Origin of the sequence: Sphingomonas sp., assembly GCF_036387595.1 — a bacterium.
Classification (GTDB): domain Bacteria; phylum Pseudomonadota; class Alphaproteobacteria; order Sphingomonadales; family Sphingomonadaceae; genus Sphingomonas.
On the sequence record NZ_DASVTL010000061.1, the window covers coordinates 1 to 19095 of the forward strand.

Genomic DNA, 19095 nt, shown 5'->3' on the forward strand with positions numbered 1-19095 from the left:
CGTATCGAGGACTCGTATCGAAGCACCGTTGGTACGCGAGCCACCTGTCCTTCGATACGCCCTCTCGACACGCTGCTGCGCAGCTACTCGATGGCTACTCAGGACGAACGGCGTGGGTCAGGCTCATTTCATCATACTCTATCGCCGGGAGAAGCGCACCGTCGTCGCGGTCGCACGATACGCCAGCCGCACGGTCGCGGTCCGCGCGCGCGCATCGGTGACCGCGGGCAGCGTGGTGCCGCCGCGCCGCACGCTCGCATCACCCGCCGCCCAGTCGTGAACGACGATCGCGATCTCGCGCCACCACGGCTTGAACCGCCCCTGCGCGGCGTCCAGCGTCACCGTGATGCCTTCGGAGTCCGTCGCACAGCGCACCGCGCGGCGCAGATACGCGCCGCGGGTGTGGGCCAAGGTCGTGCCGTCGTCGGCATACAGCGTGCCGCTGCAATCCGCACCCGGATAGACGTGCAGTTCCAGCGCACCCTGCGGCATCTCCGCAGTGTTCATCACCAGAGGCTGGCGCGGGATGATCGCGCCGGGACGGACGAACACCGGCAGCCGCGCGATCGCCGGCGTTTCGACGGTCCGGACATCGGGGGCGGCTGGCGGGAAGGGGGAGGGCGCGGCCGGCTCCACCGGCTTCTGAACGACCTGCAGGCCGGTCCAATAATCGTACCAGCCGGCTTCCGGCAGGCAGACGTCATAGGCCTGCGGACTCTCGGGCGTGGGCGCAGGCGCGACGATCAGGTCGCGGCCGAGCGCGAACGCCATCGACTGATCGCAACCGGCGCGGGTGAGCGCGGAATGATCGTAGAACACCGGGCGCATGATCGGATCGCCGGTTCGCGCATTGCGATCCGCCAGCGCATAGAGATAGGGCATTAGCCGGTAGCGTTCGGCGATCGCCGCGCGGCGCAGCGCCAGGTGCTCGGGGCCGTCTGCCCAGGGCTCGGCGCGCGGCGCGCCCTTGGCGGCGTGGTTGCGAAATACCGGCGTGAAGGCGCCGATCTGATACCAGCGGGTGAGCAGATCGGGCGAGGCGCCGCCGGTGAATCCGCCAACATCGGCCGCGGCATAGGAAAAACCCGACAATCCCAGATTGAGGAGCTGGTGGACCGACATCTTGAGATGATCCCAGGTCGAGCTGTTGTCGCCGGTCCACGTCACCGCATAGCGCTGGCCCCCCGCATAGCTCGCACGGGTCATCACGAACGGCCGTTCGTCGGGCTTCAGCTTCAGCAGCCCTTCGTACGTCGCCCGAGTGTTGAGCATGCCATAGACGTTGTGGATTTCGGCGTGCGTCGCGGTGCGGGGGCCGAAGTCGTCGCCGGCGATCCGGTGACGCGCGTCGGGGGCCATGGTCTTCGACGGCACGAACAGCGCGGGTTCGTTCATGTCGTTCCAAAAGCCAGCGACGCCTGCCGCTGCGAAGTTCCTATAGAGCGAACCCCACCATGCGCGTGACTTGGCGGCGGTAAATTCGGGGAAGACCGACGTGCCCGGCCACACCGGCCCCACCACAGTCTGCCCCGCCGCATCGCGGACGAAATGGTCCCCGGCGGTCCCCGATGCGAAGGGGGCGTAGCCGTCGGACGCCTGCGCGATGTGGAGGTCGGTTATGACGACGGTGCGCACGCCCTTGGCGCGCAGGCCGCGGACCATGCCCGCAAGATCGGGGAAAGCCGTGGTATCGACGGTGAAGGGCCGGTTGCGGTCCTGGAAGTCGATGTCGAGCCAGATGACGTCGGTCGGAATCTGCTCGCGGGCGAGGCGCTGGGTAACGTCGCCGACTTCGGCTTGCGTCATGTAGCTGTAGCGCGACTGCTGATAGCCCAGCGCCCACAGCGGCGCGAGTGGTGCCTTGCCGGTCAGCGCGGCATAGCGGCGGGTGACGTCGGCGATGGTCGGCCCGGCAATCACATAATAGTCGATCGGCCCGTCGGGCGCGCCCATCGTCAGCCGCTCCGGATCGGTCTTGCCGATGTCGAACCGCGCGCGCCAGGTGTTGTCGAGGAACAGCCCGTAGGCGCCGCCCGCACCGCCCGTGGAGATGAGGAAGGGGATCGACTTGTAGAGCGGGTCGGTGGACGAGGTGAAGCGGCCGACGTCGGTGTTCCAGTCGACGAAATCGCCGCCACGCCGGTCCAGCCCGCCGGTCTTGTCGCCCAGACCATAGACGCGCTCGTCCGCGCCGATCCGCTTGGCGAGCGTGAACGCGCGGCCGTCGATAGCCACGCCGCGCCCCGCATCCGCGGTGATCGTCGCGCCGCCGGCGTCGCGCACGGTGAGCGCGCCGGTCGCGGGGTCGATCGCGACCTGCATTGACGCCGTACGGAAGCCGTCCGCGGTCGCCGCCACCTTCGCGTGCCGGCGCCGCGTCTCGGGCAGCACCGCCCAGGACGCATCCTCGTCGAACGCGCTGCCGCGCGCGATACGCACCCGCAGGATGCCGTCGGCGAGCGCTTCGACGCGCATGGCCTTGTCCGCACCCCGGCGGACCTCGATGCCGCCCGCGATCGGCACGGTCGCGACCTGCGCCCAAGCCGTGCCCGAGAGCGCGGTCGCCAGGAGCCATGCCGCCGCAAGAGGTCGCAGATTACGCATGCACGATGTCCTTCGTTGGTGTCTTGCCCGACAAGGCCGCGTCCAGCGACTCGCGGTCGAGCGCGCCTTCCCAGCGCGCGACGACGATCGTCGCCACTGCATTGCCGATGAAGTTGGTGAGGCTGCGGCACTCGCTCATGAACCGGTCGACGCCCAGGATCAGCGTCATCCCCGCCAGCGGCACCGACGGCACGATCGACAGCGTCGCCGCCAGCGTGATGAACCCTGCGCCCGTCACCCCCGCCGCCCCCTTGGACGACAGCATCGCCACTGCCAGCAGGGTCAGTTGCTCGCCCAGCGACAGGTCGACGTCGCACGCCTGCGCGATGAAGAGCGCGGCCAGGGTCATGTAGATATTCGTGCCGTCGAGGTTGAACGAATAGCCGGTCGGCACGACCAGCCCGACGACCGATTTCTCGCATCCGGCGGCTTCCATCTTCTCGATCAGCGACGGCAGCGCGGCTTCCGACGACGACGTGCCGAGCACGAGCAGCAACTCGGCCTTCAGATAGCGCACCAGCTTGACGATCGAGAAGCCGTTCGCCCACGCCACCGCGCCCAGGATGCCGAAGACGAACAGCAGCGACGTGAGATAGAAGGTGGCGACGAGCTTGCCGAGATCGACCAGCGTGCCCGCGCCATATTTGCCGATGGTGAAGGCGATTGCCCCGAACGCGCCGATCGGCGCCGCGCGCATCAGGATGCCGACCAGCCGGAATATTACCGTGCCGACCCGCTCCAGCAGATCGAGCACCGGCGCCGCGGGCTTGCCGACCAGCGCCAGCGCGATGCCGAACAGGATCGCCACGAACAGCACTTGCAGGATATTGCCGTCGGTGAAGCTGCTCAGAAAGGTATCAGGGATGATGCCCAGCAGGAATCCGGTCAGTGAGGTTTCGTGCGCCTTGGCCGCATAATCCGCGATTCCTGCGGCATCGAGCGTCGCGGGCGCGATGTGCATGCCCGCCCCCGGCCGCACGACGTTGGCGACCACCAGCCCGACGAACAGCGCCAGTGTCGAGAAGGTCAGGAAATAGGCGAACGCCTTGGCCGCGACCCGGCCCACCGCGCGCATCTCGGTCATCCCCGCGATGCCGGTGACCACGGTGAGGAAGATCACCGGCGCGATAATCATCTTGACCAATTTGATGAAGCCGTCGCCCAGCGGCTTGAGCGCTTCGCCCGTCGCGGGCAGGAAATGCCCGATCAGCGCGCCCGCGACGATCGCGATCAGCACTTGCACGTAAAGGTGCGACAGCAGACCGCCCTTCCTGGCGGGTTCGGCCGGCGCCGGGGCGGGGTGCATCGTCTCTCCGTTCGCGCAAACCGTTGAACCTTGTCTTAGCCTAGCGCGTGGCGCGCGCGGCGCAATGGCGGCGTGGTGCGTTTGCCTCTTGCGGTGCCGGCGCCGCGGCGGCACGGGTCCGGGCAAACAGGAGAGAGAGATGCGGATCATCGACCATGTCATCGCCGGCAGCGGCGGCGGCAGCGGCGGCGGCGGTGGGGCAGGCCGTCAGGGCGACGTGTACGATCCCAACAGCGGGCAGGTGCAGGCGCGGGTGACGCTGGGCACGCAAGCCGACCTGGACCGCGCGGTAGCGGCGGCGCAGGCCGCGCAACCGGCGTGGGCGGCGACCAATCCGCAGCGCCGCGCACGCGTGATGTTCCGCTTCAAGGAACTGGTCGAGGCAAATCTGGACGACCTCGCCCGCCTGCTGAGCAGCGAGCACGGCAAGGTCGTCGCGGATTCAAAGGGTGACATCCAGCGCGGGCTGGAGGTGATCGAATTCGCCTGCGGCATTCCCCACATCCTCAAAGGCGAATATACCCAAGGCGCAGGGCCTGGGATCGACGTCTATTCGATGCGCCAGCCGCTGGGCATCGGCGCGGGCATCACGCCGTTCAACTTTCCCGCGATGATCCCGTTGTGGATGAGCGGCGTCGCGATCGCCACCGGCAATGCTTTCATCCTGAAACCCTCGGAACGCGATCCGTCGGTGCCCGTGCGCCTGGCCGAGCTGTTCCAGGAGGCTGGGTTGCCCGAGGGCATCCTCCAGGTCGTCCACGGCGACAAGGAGATGGTCGACGCGATCCTGGATCATCCCGCGATCTCGGCGGTCAGCTTCGTCGGCTCCAGCGACATCGCGCATTACGTCTATAAGCGCGGCGTCGCGGCCGGAAAACGCGTGCAGGCGATGGGCGGCGCCAAGAACCACGGCATCGTCATGCCCGACGCCGATCTCGACCAGGTCGTCGCCGACCTTTCGGGCGCGGCGTTCGGATCCGCGGGCGAGCGCTGCATGGCGCTGCCGGTGGTGGTGCCGGTCGGCGACAAGACCGCGTTGGCGCTGCGCGAGAAACTGATCCCCGCGATCGCCGCATTGCGGGTCGGCGTCTCGACCGATGCCGACGCGCATTACGGCCCGGTGGTCAACGCCGCGCACAAGGCGCGCGTGGAGAATTGGATCCAGACCGGTGTGGACGAGGGCGCCGAGCTTGTGGTCGATGGCCGGGGCTTCACGTTGCAGGGGCATGAGCAGGGCTTCTTCATCGGCCCGACGCTGTTCGATCATGTCACGACGGACATGTCGGCCTATAAGGAAGAGATCTTCGGCCCTGTTCTCCAGATCGTGCGCGCCGCCGATTTCGAAACCGCGGTGCGCCTGCCGAGCGAGCACCAATATGGCAACGGCGTCGCGATCTTCACCCGCAACGGCCATGCCGCGCGCGAATTCGCCGCGCGCGTGAACGTCGGCATGGTCGGGATCAACGTGCCGATCCCGGTGCCGGTCGCGTACCACAGCTTCGGCGGGTGGAAGCGATCGGGGTTCGGCGACACCAACCAGCATGGCATGGAGGGCGTTCGCTTCTGGACCAAGGTCAAGACGGTGACGCAGCGTTGGCCCGACGGATCGGTTCTGCCCGCGCAGGCCGAAGACGGCGGCCCGGCCAGAAACAACGACGCTTTCGTCATTCCAACAATGGGGTAAGTCCGTGAGCGAGTTGCCGAAATTTGCCGTGTCGTTCGATCGCCGCACGCGGTTGTTGCGGTGGACGATGCGCGGGCTTTGGACGATGGCGGACGTGGCGGAATTGGCCCGAGCGATGTACGAGGCGACGAAGCACCTGGGCCCGCCGCCGCAGCGTTACGACGGACTTTGCGATTCCCGCGACTTTCCGGTGCAGACCAACGCGGTCAGCAACGCGCTGGGGGAGATCGACCGGGCCGGCGGCCGCATGCGCCGCGGGCGCTTCGCGATCGTCGTGGGCAGCCGGATGAACAAGCTCCAGGCGGAGCGGACGCTGACCGGTGGCGGCGTTCGTGTCTTTATGGCGATGGACGAGGCCGAGGCTTGGCTGGCCGACAAGGCTGGCGATGCGGGATGAAGCTGCCGCCTTGCTCCTCGTGACAGCGCGTCGGTCTTCGGGTAATCAGGACGCGTGACCCACCATTTCGACTCCCAGTCTTTCGTCCGCCGGATGGAAACGGCAGGAATGACGCGTCAGATCGCCGCAGAACTCGCGAATGTGCTTGGCGCGATGGTTCAGGACCGACGTGGCACGGGGCTACACGAAGCCATAAGTCAGACTGAAGTGCGGCTTCTCGGCAAACTCCGCAACACCGAACGGCGAACGGCTGTCGTTTACCGCGCAATTATGGCGGGTTGGGTAGTGGCGACGATTGCCATCCCCGGCGCGCTGATCGCCTGCAGATAATTCGCGCACGCACACGCGCCTTCCCGCTTGATGATCCGCTGTCCGCGTGATTAGCGGATCGGCATGACCGACCTCACTCCGCAATTCGACCTCACCGACGACCAGCGCGAGATCCAGGAGCTTGCGCGGCGCTTCACCGCGGATCGCATCACCCCGCATGCGGGGGAATGGGACGAGAAGCACATCTTTCCGCGCGACACGATCAAGGCCGCGGCCGAACTTGGCTTCGCGGCGATCTACGTCAGCGAGGAGAGCGGCGGGATAAACCTCGGGCGGCTGGAGGCGGCGCTCATCATGGAGGCGATGGCTTACGGCTGTCCTTCGACCAGCGCCTTCATCTCGATCCACAACATGGCGTCGTGGATGATCGACCGCTTCGGCAGCGCCGCCGTAAAGGCCAAATACCTCCCCGACCTCGTCACGATGGACCGGCTCGCCAGCTATTGCCTGACCGAACCCGGCTCCGGCTCGGATGCCGCCGCGCTCAAGACGTGCGCGGTCAGGGATGGCGACGACTGGATCGTCACCGGCTCCAAGCAATTCATCAGCGGCGCGGGCGAGAACGAGGTCTATGTCACGATGGTCCGCACCGGAGAGGAAGGGCCAAAGGGCATCTCCGCGCTGGTGATCGAAAAGGACATGCCGGGCGTGTCGTTCGGCGCAAACGAACGCAAGCTCGGCTGGCATTCGCAACCGACCGCCCAGGTGATCTTCGACGGCGTTCGCGTGCCGGGCGAAAATCTGGTCGGCGGGTTGGGTGAGGGGTTCCGCATCGCGATGATGGGGCTGGACGGTGGACGCCTGAACATCGGCGCCTGCTCGCTGGGCGGGGCGCAGCGCTGCCTGGACGAGGCGGTACGCTATACCAAGGATCGCAAGCAGTTCGGCACCCCGATCGCGGACTTCCAGAACACCCAGTTCACCCTCGCCGACATGGCGACCGAACTGGAGGCGGCGCGCGCTCTGCTCTACGTCGCCGCGGCGAAGGTGACCGCCAACGCGCCCGACAAGACCCGCTTCGCGGCCATGGCCAAGCGGCTGGCGACGGATATGGGATCGAGCGTCGTCGACCGTGCGCTGCAACTCCACGGCGGCTATGGCTATCTGATGGATTATCCGATCGAGCGATTCTGGCGCGACCTGCGCGTCCATTCGATCCTGGAGGGGACCAATCAGGTGATGCGCATGATCGTCGGCCGCGATCTGGTGCGGCAATGACCGGACATTTTCAGATCCTCCCCGCTTGCGGGGAGGGGGACCAGCCACAGGCTGGTGGAGGGGGTTGTCCACGAGCGACACCCGCTGCGGAGAACCCCCTCCACCATGCCGCTGCGCGTCGCGGTCCCCCTCGCCGAGCCGGGGAGGAGTTATGAGCGACGTCCTTGCCTTCGTCGAAGGCCATGTCGGGCGCATCCGCCTGAACCGGCCCAGGGCACTCCACGCGCTCACCCACCCGATGTGCACCGCGGTACTCGACGCACTCGGGGCCTGGCGCAACGATCCGGCGGTGGAAGCGGTGATGATCGACCACGCGCCCGCGCCGGATGGCGATCCCAAAGGCGCGCGCGGTTTCTGCGCGGGCGGTGACATCCGCATGCTGGCCGCGTCGGGTGCCGCCGATGGTGTTGAGGCGCGGGCGTTCTTCCACGAGGAATATCGCATGAACCACCGGCTGTTCGCTTATGCGAAACCGCGGATCGCGTTCATGGACGGGGTGACGATGGGCGGGGGCGTCGGGCTGGCGATGCCGTGCGATCATCGCATCGCGACCGAAAACACCAAATTCGCGATGCCGGAAACCGCGATCGGGCTGTTCCCCGATGTCGGCGGCGGCTGGTATCTGTCGCGGTTGCCGGGACGCTTTGGCCGGTATCTCGCGCTCACCGGGGCGCGGCTCGACGGCGCGGAATGTCTGGCGCTGGGCCTTGCCACGCATTTCATCCCCGCTGGCTTGGTGGAGGCGGTCAAGCGCGACATCACCGCCGATGTCCACGCGCTCGACGGCATTCTGGCCGCGGCATCCGCCAATCCCGGCCGTGCCGCGATCCTGGACCATCGCGCCGCGATCGACCGGCTGTTCGCTTCCGACGTGTTGGAGGAGGTGCTCGCCGCGCTCGAGGCGGATGATGGCGCCTTCGCGGCCGAGACGCTGGCGACGCTGCGGACGCGCTCGCCGCAGGCCATGAAGGTCAGCCTCAAGCTGCTGCGCGGCGGCGCCGCGATGGCGACGTTCGAGGACGAGATGGCGCACGAATATGCGGTGGCGGCGCGCGTCGTCCAGCGCCACGATTTCGGCGAGGGGGTGCGCGCTGTCATCGTCGACAAGGACAATGCGCCGCGCTGGAACCCCGCGACGCCAGAAGGCGTGACCGATCACATGATCGACCGCATCTTCGCCGCGCTGGACATCGGCGAGGAATGGACGCCCGCCCCTTAAAGGAACCCGAATGGCAGAATATGATACCGTCCTCGTCGAACGGCGCGATGCCGTTACACTGGTCACGCTGAACCGCCCTCAGGCGCTGAACGCGTTGAATGCGCAGCTGCTGGCCGATCTCCTTGCCGCGATGGCGGCCTATGACGCCGATCCGGCGCAGCGCTGCGCGGTCATCACCGGCAGCGCGAAGGCGTTCGCAGCGGGTGCGGACATCAAGGAGATGGAGCGCCAAGGCTTCGCCGACATGTACGGCCGCGATTTCTTCGCCGGCTGGGATCGGTTCACCGCCACCCGCAAGCCGGTCATCGCCGCGGTCGCGGGCTATGCGCTGGGCGGCGGTTGCGAACTGGCGATGATGTGCGACTTCATCCTGGCCGCCGACACCGCGAAATTCGGCCAGCCCGAGATCAAGCTGGCGGTTTCCCCCGGCATGGGCGGATCGCAGCGCCTGGCGCGCGCGGTCGGCAAGGCCAAGGCGATGGAGATGTGCCTCACCGGCCGCATGATCGACGCAGAGGAAGCCGAGCGCGCCGGCCTCGTCGCGCGCATCGTTCCCGCCGACGCGCTGATCGAGGACGCGCTGAAGACCGCCGCGACGATCGCAGGCATGGCGCCGCTGGCGGTGATCGCAAATAAGGAAATGGTCAACGCCGCCTTCGAGACCACGCTGGCGATGGGCGTGCAGTTCGAACGCCGGCTGTTCCACGGCCTGTTCGGGACGGCGGACCAGAGCGAGGGCATGGCGGCGTTCGTCGAGAAGCGCGCCGGCGTCTGGACGGGGAAATAGCATGGCACGGATCGGCTTCATCGGGCTGGGCAACATGGGCGGCGGCATGGCGGCGAACCTGGCGAAGGCGGGGCATGACGTCCGTGCCTTCGACTTGTCGGCGGACGCGCTCGCCAGGGCGCAGGCCGCGGGGTGCCTGCCCGTGGCCAGCGCAGCGGAGGCCGCGGATGGCGCAGAGGCCGTCATCACGATGCTCCCGGCAGGCGCGCATGTCGCTCAGGTCTATGCCGACAGCGTCTTCGCCGCCGCGCCGCCGTCTGCGATCCTGATCGACTGTTCGACCATCGACGTCGCCACCGCGCGCGACCTCGCCCAAGCCGCGCAGGGCCGGGGCCTTGCTGCGGTCGACGCACCCGTTTCGGGGGGCATCGCCGCGGCGAACGCGGGTACGCTCACCTTCATGGTCGGCGGCAGCGCCGAGGCCTTCGACCGGGCACAGCCGTACCTCGCCGCAATGGGCAAGGCGGTGATCCACGCCGGCAGCAGCGGCGCAGGACAAGCGGCCAAGATCTGCAACAACATGATCCTCGGCGCGACGATGGTGGCGACGTGCGAAGCCTTTGCGCTCGCCGAGAAGCTCGGGCTGGACGCGCAGGCCTTCTACGACATCGCCGGCGTCAGTTCGGGTCAGAGCTGGTCGATGACCAGCTATTGCCCTGTCCCCGGCGTCGGCCCCACGACCCCCGCCGACAACGACTACCAGGGCGGCTTCGCCACCGCGCTGATGCTGAAGGACTTGCGCCTGGCGGTCGCGGCGGCCGACGATGCGGGTGCCTCGGTGCCGATGGGATCGCGCGCACGAGACATGTACGAGGCGCTCGCTGAAGCGGGGGAGGGAAGCAGCGACTTTTCGGCCATGCTGCCGTTCCTCAAACAGCGCCGTTGACCGCTCTAGCGGCAGCTATCCCCCGTACAGCGCATCCAACCGTTCGCCATACGCCTGCCGGATTACGTGCCGCCGGATCTTCAGGCTCGGCGTCAGCTGTTCGTTCTCGATCGTGAACGGCGCGTCGGCCAGGATGAAGCGGCGGATGCGTTCGGTGACCGACAAGTCCTTGTTCACCCGCTCGATCGCCGCGCCGATGGCGGTGCGATAGGCGCTGTTTTCCGCCAGCCGGGCGAAGTTGCAGGCGTCGCCGTTCTCCGCGCACCATTCCTGCGTCCAGTCGGGATCGGGCACGATCAGCGCGACCATGTGCGGCCGCCGGTCGCCCGCGATCATCGCCTGGACGATCTCGGGCTGGAGGGTGAGCATCCCCTCCACCTTCTGCGGGGCGACATTCTCGCCCTTGTCGTTGATGATGAGGTCTTTCTTGCGATCGGTGATGGTGATCCGTCCCGCCCGGTCGATCTCGCCGATGTCGCCGGTGTGCAGCCAGCCATCCTGCAACACCTTGGCGGTCTCCGCCTCGTTGCGCCAATAGCCGTGCATCACCAGCTCGCCGCGCACCAGAATTTCGCCGTCCTCGGCGATCCTGACCTCGGTGTCGATCAGCGGCGGACCGACCGAGTCCATGCGGATGCCAGCCGAGGGACGGTTGCAGGAGATCACCGGCCCCGCCTCGGTCTGGCCATAGCCTTGCAGGAACGTCAGCCCGAGCGAATGGAAGAACAGCCCGACCTCGGCGTTCAGAGGCGCGCCGCCCGATACCATCGCCTTCAGCCGCCCGCCGAATTTCCTGGCGCTCTTGGGCTTGAACACGGTCGCGACCAGCGCCTGCACGGGCCGGTCGATCAGCCGCAACCGGCCTTCATATTCGCGCTTGCCCACCTCCAGCGCGCGCGCGAGCAGCCAGGCGGAGGCGCCGCCCTGTTTCAGGATCGCCTTCGTGATCCGCGTCCGCAGCACCTCGAACAGCCGCGGCACGACGAACATCACGGTCGGGCGTACCTCCTCGATATTGGCGGCCAGCTTGTCGAGGCTCTCGGCATAATAGATTTGCGCGCCCAGCCCGATCGCGAAGAACTGTCCGCCGGTGTGTTCATATGCGTGGCTCAGCGGCAGGAACGACAGCAGCACGTCGTCGCCCCAGCCGAAATCGTCCGAGATGACCGCGGTACAGCCCGCGCAATTGTGCAGGATCGCGCCGTGATGCTGCATCACCCCGCGCGGGGAACCGCCGGTGCCGCTGGTGTAGATGATGCACGCCAGGTCTTCGCGCGCGAAATCGGCGGTGACCGCGTCGGTCGGCGTGGGATGCCGCGCGATCAGATCGTGCCAGTCGTGGCACGCGATTCCGGACTGGCCCAGTCGCATCGCGTCGATGCCGATGACGTGCTGCGCATGGATCGACTTCAACACCGCGGGCATCAGCGTGGTGGCGAGCTTTTGCGTCGACACGATCACCGCGCGCGCGCCCGAATTCTCGATGATGTGCGCATGGTCGCGCTCGGTGTTGGTGGTGTAGGTCGGTACGGTCACGCATCCCGCGGCCATGATGGCGAGGTCGGAGATGCACCATTCGGGGCGGTTCTCGGCAACCAGCATCACCCGGTCGCCGCGGTTCAGCCCGATCGCGCGCAACCCGGCCGCAAGTGCTGCGATCTGCCGCGCCGCCTCGGCCCAGCTGATCGAGACCCATGCCCCGTCCTGCTTGCGCCAGAGGAACGGCGCGTCGCCCTGTTCGCGGGCGCGCGTCAGGAACATCGCGACCAGATTGGGAAAATGTTCTAGCCTGCGCATCCGTCTCTCCACCCGCTTGCGTCTTCGCGCGGTGCCCCCGTCTATTCCGGCGCGCGCTGCGACGCCACCCGCATGGGTTCGGCGACCGTCCCGTCCTCGGCGATCGTCACGCCCTCACTGCGCGGATCGGCGGCACCGATCCAGCGCCCATCCACGCGCTCGATCGCATTGGCCTTCAGCCCCAGCGGCGCGACCCGCACCGTCTCCCCCAGCGCTTCGAGCGCGGGAACCATCGCCTCGATTGTCGTGCCCTTCTCCGCCGCCGCAACCCGGCCGGGTGCGTAGAGGAGGCCCAGCGCGATGGCATCCTGCGCACTCAGCTTCCAGTCGACCACGCCGATCACCGCCTTGGCGACCTGCGCGATGATCGTCGAACCCCCCGCCGCGCCCAGCGCCAGGCGCACCTTGCCGTCGGGACCATAGACGATCGTCGGCGCCATCGAACTGCGCGGCCGCTTGCCGCCCTCCACCCGATTGGCGACCAGTTCGCCGTTCCGCTCGGGCACGATGTCGAAATCGGTCAGTTCGTTATTCAGCACCGTCCCGTCGACGGTCAGGCCCGATCCGAAATAGCCCTCGACCGTCGTCGTCACCTCGACGACGTTGCCCCTGGCGTCGACCGCGACCAGATCGGTCGTTCCCGGCGTCTCGCTGACCGTCGCGCGGGCGCGCTCCGGTGCACCGGGCGGCATGCCCGCCGCAATGCTCGACATCGTCCGCTCGGGCGAGATCAGCGCCGATCGCCCCTTCAGATACCGCGCGTCGAGCAACCCGCGCACCGGCACGCGCACGTAATCGGGATCACCGACATAGAGATCGCGATCGGCATAGGCGAGGCGGGAGGCTTCGGCAAACAGATGCCAGGCGACGGGCGAATCCTTGCCGAGCGCCGCCATGTCGAAACGTTCGAGCTGTTTGAGGATCATCAGCACGGTGACGCCCCCCGAAGACGGCGGCCCCATGCCGCACACGCGGTGCGCGCGGTATGTCAGGCACACCGGCGGGCGCGGCTTGGCGTCATAGGTGGCGAGGTCGCCGGTGGTCATCCGCGAAGGATTGCGCGCGGCGCCGTTCACCGTCGCGACGATCTTCGCCGCCTGCGGGCCGACGTAGAAGGAATCGGCGCCCTGCGCCGCGATCCGCTCCAGCAACGCGGCCTGTGCCGGATTGCGGATCGTCGCGCCGATCGCGATCGGCCTGCCCTCGGCATCGCTGTACAGCGCGCGCGTCTCCGCGGTCACATGGCCCCCATAGGATGCCATGCCGTTCACCAGCCGCGGCGTCGCCTGGAACCCGTCGCGCGCCAGCCGGATCGCGGGTGCGAACAGCCGCGCCCAAGGCAGCTTGCCCGATTGCCGGTGCGCCAGCGCCATGCCGCGCAGCGCGCCCGGCACGCCGACGCTGCGTCCGCCCGGCGCCGCCTGACGCGTCGTCATCGGCGTGCCGTCCGCGGCATAGAACCAGCGCGCGTCGGCCGCGGCGGGTGCCGCCTCGCGCGCGTCGATCGTCGTCAGCCTGCCCCGGGCGGCGTGGCTCACCCAGAAACTGCCGCCGCCGATCCCCGAACTCTGCGGCTCGACCACGTTGAGCGCCAGCATCGTCGCGATCGCCGCATCGGTCGCGCTGCCGCCGGCGCGCAGCATCTCCACCCCCGCCGCCGCCGCGCGCCGATCCGCAGCGCTCACCATCCCCTGCGGCGCTGGCGCCTTGGCCGGAGCGACGGCGGGAAGCGCCAGGGCGAGAAGCGCGAAAATCAGTCTGTTCATGGGTTGGTGACCGTAACGGCTGGTCGGCCCGGCGCAAGCGTCAGCCTCCGGCAACCCCCACCGCGTCGGCGACACTGGCGAAGCCGTCGCGCGACAGCAGCGCATCGAGGTCGCGCAGCATCCGCATCGTCAGGCCAGGCCCCTCATAGACCAGCCCGGTATAGAGCTGCACCAGGCTCGCCCCGGCGCGGATGCGCGTATAGGCTTCCGCCCCGCTCGCGATGCCGCCCACCGCGATCAGCGGGATCGCGCCGCCGGTCGCGCTGCGGAAATCGGCCAGCCGCGCGCGTGCCATCGTCGCCAGCGGTTCCCCCGACATGCCGCCGCTTTCCGACGCCTTGGCGGAGCGCAGCCCCTCGCGGCTCAGCGTCGTGTTGCCGACCACCAGCGCCTCCACGCGCGCCTCGATCGCGGCGCGCGCGATCGCGTCCACCGCCGCCCGGTCCAGATCGGGGGCGACCTTCAGGAACAGTGGCGTCGTCGCGCGTGCGGCCATGCACGCCGCCAGCAATTCGGCGAGCGCGGTGCCATGCTGGAGATCGCGCAGCCCCGGCGTGTTGGGCGAGCTGATGTTGATCGTCACATAATCCGCATGCGGTGCCGCCGCGGAGACTCCCGCCACATAGTCGGCGACGCGATCGGCGGTGTCCTTGTTCGCGCCGACGTTGATGCCGAGCATCCCTGCTCGCCTACCGAGCGCCGCAACCCGCTTGAGCGCCGCTGCGATACCGCCGTTGTTGAATCCCATGCGGTTGACCACCGCACGGTCCTCCACCAGCCGGAACAGGCGCGGGCGCGGATTGCCCGCCTGCGGCAAGGGCGTCAGCGTCCCGATTTCGACCGAGCCGAACCCAAGCGCGAACAGGCCGCCGATCGCGCGGCCGTCCTTGTCGACGCCCGCGGCCAGCCCGATCGGATTGGGGAAATCCAGTCCTGCGACCCGGCTCGCCAGTCGCGGCGACACGCCGCAATCGCGCGCCAGCGGCGTGCCCGCGCGCGCCCAGCCGGCCAGCGCCGCGATCGTCAGCGCGTGGGCGCGTTCGGCATCCAGTGCGAACAGCGGCGATCGGACGATCGTAGACAACAGCTCAGCCATCGCCGCGCCATGGCATTGCGGCGCCTCCAGGTCAAAGAACTGTCTGGAACTCGCGAACGAGCGAGTTCGCTGGCACCGCGAAACGCGCCACAGCGCGTTTCCAAACAGACTCAAAGACGTCGCTTCCATGCAATACGCACGGGCTCGTTCATGCTTGAACCGTATCGCGACCCAGAGCGGGCGCCCCTTTGAGGGACGGCCGTTCAACTCGGGGCCGGGCGAGCGATCGTCCGGCCCGTCTTTGCGTGTCGTTTCCTTACCTTGGCGCCCACATATCTGTGCTTTGCGCCCCCCGGATGCTAATTGTCCTCGGGCATTGGGGGTGCATCATCATGGCCGACGTAGCGCTGGATTATGTCGTGCCGGGAGCCGCACTCGCGCCCTATGTGACGCTGTTCTACCTTTTTCGCGCCGATGTTGCGGAATTCGAGGATGTCGAGCGCGCCGACCACGCCCAGTTGCGCTTTCGTCTGTCGGCGGGTGCGGCCGAGTATCGCTTTGCCGATGGCCGTCGCGTCGCGGCGGCGGCGAATCACTTCGTCGGCGCCACTAGCGGTGCGGTGCACACCCGTGCCGATGGGCCGCTTCGGGTGTTCGGCATGGGCCTTACGCCGGCGGGATGGGAGGCGCTGACCGGTATCGACGCGCACGCCGCCCTGAACCAGGTGATCGACGCCGCCGACCGCCTGGGGCTGGTCGCCGCCGACATCGCGGCTGCACTCGATCCGTGCGCGACCGCGGAGGAGATGGCGGCGATCGCGGAGCAGCGGCTGGGTGCGCTTATCGGACACGGCCATGCCGCCACCTTGGGTTTCGTGCGGACGGTCGATGCGTGGCTGGTCGATGGAGCATCGCCGGAGATCGAGGCGCTGGTCGCGCAGACCGGCCTGTCGCGCCGGCAGGTGGAGCGCCGCTGCAATGCGCTCTACGGCGCACCGCCCAAGGTGCTGGCGCGTAAATATCGCGCCCTGCGCGCAGCGGTCGTGCTGGCCGAAGGGCAGGGCGAGGGGGGACGCTGCGCCTCCGACGGCTTCTACGATCAAAGCCACATGATCCGCGAGATCAAGCAATTCACCGGGCTCACCCCGCGCCGCATCCGCGATGCCCCCGGCGAACTCGCCCGACTGACGATCGCACAGCGTCGCGCGCTGGAGGGGCGGGTGGCGCCGATCATCAGCAATACCTGAGACTCGCCGGGCAACCGCTCTTTCCCGAGTACCGCGAGGCACCATTTCACGGTTGATTTTCCAATGCCGAGCGGCCATCTACCAATCGGATCGGATTGATCCGATTTGAGAATTGCTCGCAACAATGCGCCTGTCCAGCCTGGCCGACTATGCCGTCGTGATGATGACCGCCGCCGCGCGCCACTGCGGCGGTGTGGCGCGTCTGAACGCGACGCAGCTATCGGAGGAGACGGGCGTGCCTCTCCCCACCGCGCAGAAACTGGTCAGCCGCCTTGCGGCCGCCGGTCTGCTGGAGAGCGCGCGCGGCGCCGGCGGCGGTTTCCGCCTGGCGCGTCCGCCGTCGGCGATCAGCCTGGCCGACGTGATCGAGGCGGTCGAAGGGCCTATCGCGCTCACCGCGTGCGTCGATGAAACCCGCCACGATTGCGCGCTCGATGGCCATTGCGCGGTCAAGCCGCACTGGGGCGAAGCCAACGGCGCTGTCCGCAGCGCGCTCGCCGCGGTACCGCTTACCCAATTGGCGGGGGTGCGGGTGTGAAGACGATGTGTTCACGCGGAGGCGCGGAGGCGCGGAGGTGGCTTGTGCCGGGCTGCCGGACATCCTCTTCGCGCGAAGCGCCCGCATTCTCTTTTCTCCTCCGCGTCTCCGCGCCTCCGCGTGAACGAAATCTTTCTTTTACAGGCCGCTACGCGGCGGGACACATCTGATGGCTACCAAGAACGCCGAAGCCTATGCCGCGGTCGCCAAGACCTACGAATGGGGTTTCAGCTCGGACATCGAGCAGGAATTCGCGCCGAAAGGGCTGAACGAGGACACCGTCCGCTACATCTCCGCCAAGAAGGGCGAGCCGCAGTGGATGCTCGACTGGCGGCTGAAGGCGTTCGCCTTGTGGCAGACGATGGAGGCGCCGGACTGGGCCAAGATGAACGTGCCCCCGATAGATTATCAGGACGCTTATTATTACGCCGAGCCAAAGGCCAAGCCCAAGCTCGGCAGCCTGGACGAGGTCGATCCCGAGATCCTGCGCGTCTACGAGAAGCTCGGCATCCCGATCGGCGAGCAGAAGATGCTGGCGAACGTCGACGACGGCACGACGCCGCAGCGCCGCGTCGCGGTGGATGCGGTGTTCGACAGCGTCAGCGTCGCCACCACGTTTCGGAAAGAGCTGGAAGCGGCCGGCGTCATCTTCCGCTCGATCAGCGAAGCCATCAAGGAATATCCCGACCTGGTGCGCAAATGGCTGGGCAAGGTCGTGCCGCAACGCGACAATTACTTCGCGACGCTGAACAGCGCGGTCTTTTCCGACGGCACCTTTGTCTACATTCCGGAGGGCGTCCGCTGCCCGATGGAACTCAGCACCTATTTCCGCATCAACGCCGAGAACACCGGCCAGTTCGAACGCACGCTGATCGTCGCCGACAAGGGTTCCTATGTATCCTATCTCGAAGGCTGCACCGCGCCGATGCGCGACGAGAACCAGTTGCACGCCGCCGTCGTCGAACTCGTCGCGATGGACGATGCCGAGATCAAGTACAGCACCGTGCAGAACTGGTATCCTGGCGACGAGAACGGCCTTGGCGGCATCTACAATTTCGTCACCAAGCGCGCTTTGTGTCAGGGGCGCAACAGCAAGGTAAGCTGGACCCAGGTCGAAACGGGAAGCGCGATCACCTGGAAATACCCGTCCTGCGTGCTGGCGGGCGACGGCTCGGTCGGCGAATTCTATTCGGTCGCGGTGACGAACAACCGCCAGCAGGCCGACACCGGCACCAAGATGATTCACCTCGGCAAGAACACGAAATCGACGATCGTGTCGAAGGGCATTTCCGCCGGCCGCTCGGACAACACCTACCGCGGCCTCGTCCGCGTCGCGCCGACGGCGGAGGGCGTGCGCAACTTCACCCAGTGCGATTCGCTCCTGCTCGGCGACCAGTGCGGCGCGCACACCATCCCCTATATCGAGATCAGGAACCCGTCGGCGCAGATCGAGCATGAGGCGACGACCTCGAAGATCAGCGAGGACCAGATGTTCTACGCCATGTCGCGCGGCCTCGATTCGGAGGCTGCGGTCGCGCTGATCGTCAACGGCTTCGCGCGCGAGGTGTTGCAGCAACTGCCGATGGAATTCGCGGTTGAGGCGCAGAAACTGCTGGGGATTTCGCTTGAGGGTTCTGTCGGATGACCCCCCAGGACACCGATCGCCGTGTCGACTCCCCTCCCCTTCAGGGGAGGGGTCGGGGGTGGGGCCTCTCCGCGAATACGATCGCCGAGTTGCACGCCCGCGCGAGCGCAATGCGCCGCAACCCCACCGACCCGGAAAAGCGCGTCTGGCGCATCCTGTCCAACTCGCAGTTGGCAGGCTTCAAGTTTCGCCGGCAGGCGGTGATCCCGCCGTACATCGCCGATTTCCTCTGCCCTTCGGCAAAGCTGATTGTCGAGGTCGACGGCGACACGCATGACCAAGCCAAGGACCGCCTCCGCGACCACGTGTTGTCGAGACAGGGTTATCGCACCGTGCGGGTGACGAACGCCGAAGTGATGAGCAACCTGGCAGGTGTGTACGAGCATGTGCTGGCGGCCCTTACCGCTCCCCTCCCCTTCAGGGGAGGGGCTGGGGGTGGGGCCTCGCCACGCGCGACACAGCCTGCTGAAACGCCCCACCCCAACCCAGTGCCGGGTCGGTCAGGCCCCCGGCCTGACCTGAACCGCGCGGGGCGCGGTTCACCCGGCACTCCTGAAGGGGAGGGGCTAGAGAAGGTCGAAGCGCGTAAGTTGCTGGGCATTTCGCTTGAGGGGAGCGTGGAGTGATGAACCCCG

Annotated in this window: 15 protein-coding genes and 1 pseudogene; 11 read left to right on the plus strand and 5 right to left on the minus strand. The window is 67.6% G+C overall.

Features of this window, described 5'->3' with window-relative positions:
* Positions 1 to 138: 138 nt before the first annotated feature.
* Entirely contained in the window at positions 139 to 2604 is a 2466-nt protein-coding gene (locus VF643_RS05200; RefSeq protein ID WP_331042313.1) for a TIM-barrel domain-containing protein, read from the minus strand.
* Entirely contained in the window at positions 2597 to 3910 is a 1314-nt protein-coding gene (locus tag VF643_RS05205; RefSeq protein WP_331042314.1) for a dicarboxylate/amino acid:cation symporter, read from the minus strand. The genes VF643_RS05200 and VF643_RS05205 overlap by 8 nt, the downstream gene beginning before the upstream one ends.
* A gap of 139 nt (positions 3911 to 4049) precedes the next feature.
* Here VF643_RS05205 and VF643_RS05210 point away from each other — a divergent pair, with 139 nt between their 5' ends.
* The 7 genes and pseudogenes from VF643_RS05210 to mmsB form a co-directional block, all read left to right on the plus strand.
* Positions 4050 to 5594: a CoA-acylating methylmalonate-semialdehyde dehydrogenase gene (locus VF643_RS05210; protein WP_331042315.1), complete on the plus strand. Its 1545-nt coding sequence runs from the start codon at positions 4050 to 4052 to the stop codon at positions 5592 to 5594.
* 4 nt (positions 5595 to 5598) lie between these two features.
* Complete coding sequence (locus VF643_RS05215) at positions 5599 to 5991, plus strand: hypothetical protein (RefSeq protein WP_331042316.1); 393 nt, start codon at positions 5599 to 5601, stop codon at positions 5989 to 5991.
* A 54-nt stretch (positions 5992 to 6045) separates the two neighbouring features.
* Positions 6046 to 6321, plus strand: coding sequence for a hypothetical protein (locus tag VF643_RS05220; RefSeq protein ID WP_331042317.1), 276 nt, complete (start codon positions 6046 to 6048; stop codon positions 6319 to 6321).
* 63 nt (positions 6322 to 6384) lie between these two features.
* The gene (locus VF643_RS05225) at positions 6385 to 7539 is read left to right on the plus strand and encodes an acyl-CoA dehydrogenase family protein (RefSeq protein ID WP_331042318.1); all 1155 of its coding nucleotides are present in this window, start codon (positions 6385 to 6387) and stop codon (positions 7537 to 7539) included.
* Positions 7540 to 7690: 151 nt separating this feature from the next.
* Entirely contained in the window at positions 7691 to 8758 is a 1068-nt protein-coding gene (locus VF643_RS05230; RefSeq protein WP_331042319.1) for an enoyl-CoA hydratase/isomerase family protein, read from the plus strand.
* A 10-nt stretch (positions 8759 to 8768) separates the two neighbouring features.
* Positions 8769 to 9545 (plus strand): enoyl-CoA hydratase, encoded by a 777-nt coding sequence (locus VF643_RS05235; protein ID WP_331042320.1) that lies wholly within the window; start codon positions 8769 to 8771, stop codon positions 9543 to 9545.
* Positions 9538 to 10431: pseudogene (mmsB, locus tag VF643_RS05240) on the plus strand (3-hydroxyisobutyrate dehydrogenase); the annotation flags it as partial. The gene VF643_RS05235 and the pseudogene mmsB, both read left to right, overlap by 8 nt.
* A 15-nt stretch (positions 10432 to 10446) precedes the next feature.
* Here mmsB and VF643_RS05245 read toward each other — a convergent pair.
* Genes VF643_RS05245 through VF643_RS05255 form a run of 3 tightly spaced genes read right to left on the minus strand, consistent with a single transcriptional unit; the run spans position 10447 to position 15090 of the window.
* Positions 10447 to 12228, minus strand: coding sequence for a long-chain fatty acid--CoA ligase (locus tag VF643_RS05245; protein WP_331042321.1), 1782 nt, complete (start codon positions 12226 to 12228; stop codon positions 10447 to 10449).
* 41 nt (positions 12229 to 12269) lie between these two features.
* Positions 12270 to 13994, minus strand: a complete 1725-nt coding sequence (locus tag VF643_RS05250) for a gamma-glutamyltransferase family protein (protein WP_414713804.1) — start codon at positions 13992 to 13994, stop codon at positions 12270 to 12272.
* 40 nt (positions 13995 to 14034) lie between these two features.
* Positions 14035 to 15090, minus strand: a complete 1056-nt coding sequence (locus VF643_RS05255; RefSeq protein ID WP_331042322.1) for a quinone-dependent dihydroorotate dehydrogenase — start codon at positions 15088 to 15090, stop codon at positions 14035 to 14037.
* 332 nt (positions 15091 to 15422) lie between these two features.
* Between VF643_RS05255 and VF643_RS05260 the strand changes: the two genes are divergently transcribed.
* The 4 genes from VF643_RS05260 (at position 15423) to VF643_RS05275 (ending at position 19086) form a co-directional block, all read left to right on the plus strand.
* On the plus strand, positions 15423 to 16277 hold the full coding sequence (locus VF643_RS05260) for an AraC family transcriptional regulator (RefSeq protein ID WP_331042323.1): 855 nt from the start codon (positions 15423 to 15425) through the stop codon (positions 16275 to 16277).
* A 124-nt stretch (positions 16278 to 16401) separates the two neighbouring features.
* Complete coding sequence (locus VF643_RS05265) at positions 16402 to 16815, plus strand: Rrf2 family transcriptional regulator (protein WP_331042324.1); 414 nt, start codon at positions 16402 to 16404, stop codon at positions 16813 to 16815.
* A gap of 169 nt (positions 16816 to 16984) precedes the next feature.
* Complete coding sequence (gene sufB / locus VF643_RS05270) at positions 16985 to 18460, plus strand: Fe-S cluster assembly protein SufB (RefSeq protein WP_331042325.1); 1476 nt, start codon at positions 16985 to 16987, stop codon at positions 18458 to 18460.
* On the plus strand, positions 18457 to 19086 hold the full coding sequence (locus tag VF643_RS05275; RefSeq protein WP_331042326.1) for an endonuclease domain-containing protein: 630 nt from the start codon (positions 18457 to 18459) through the stop codon (positions 19084 to 19086). The genes sufB and VF643_RS05275 overlap by 4 nt, the downstream gene beginning before the upstream one ends.
* The last annotated feature ends 9 nt before the right edge of the window (positions 19087 to 19095 follow it).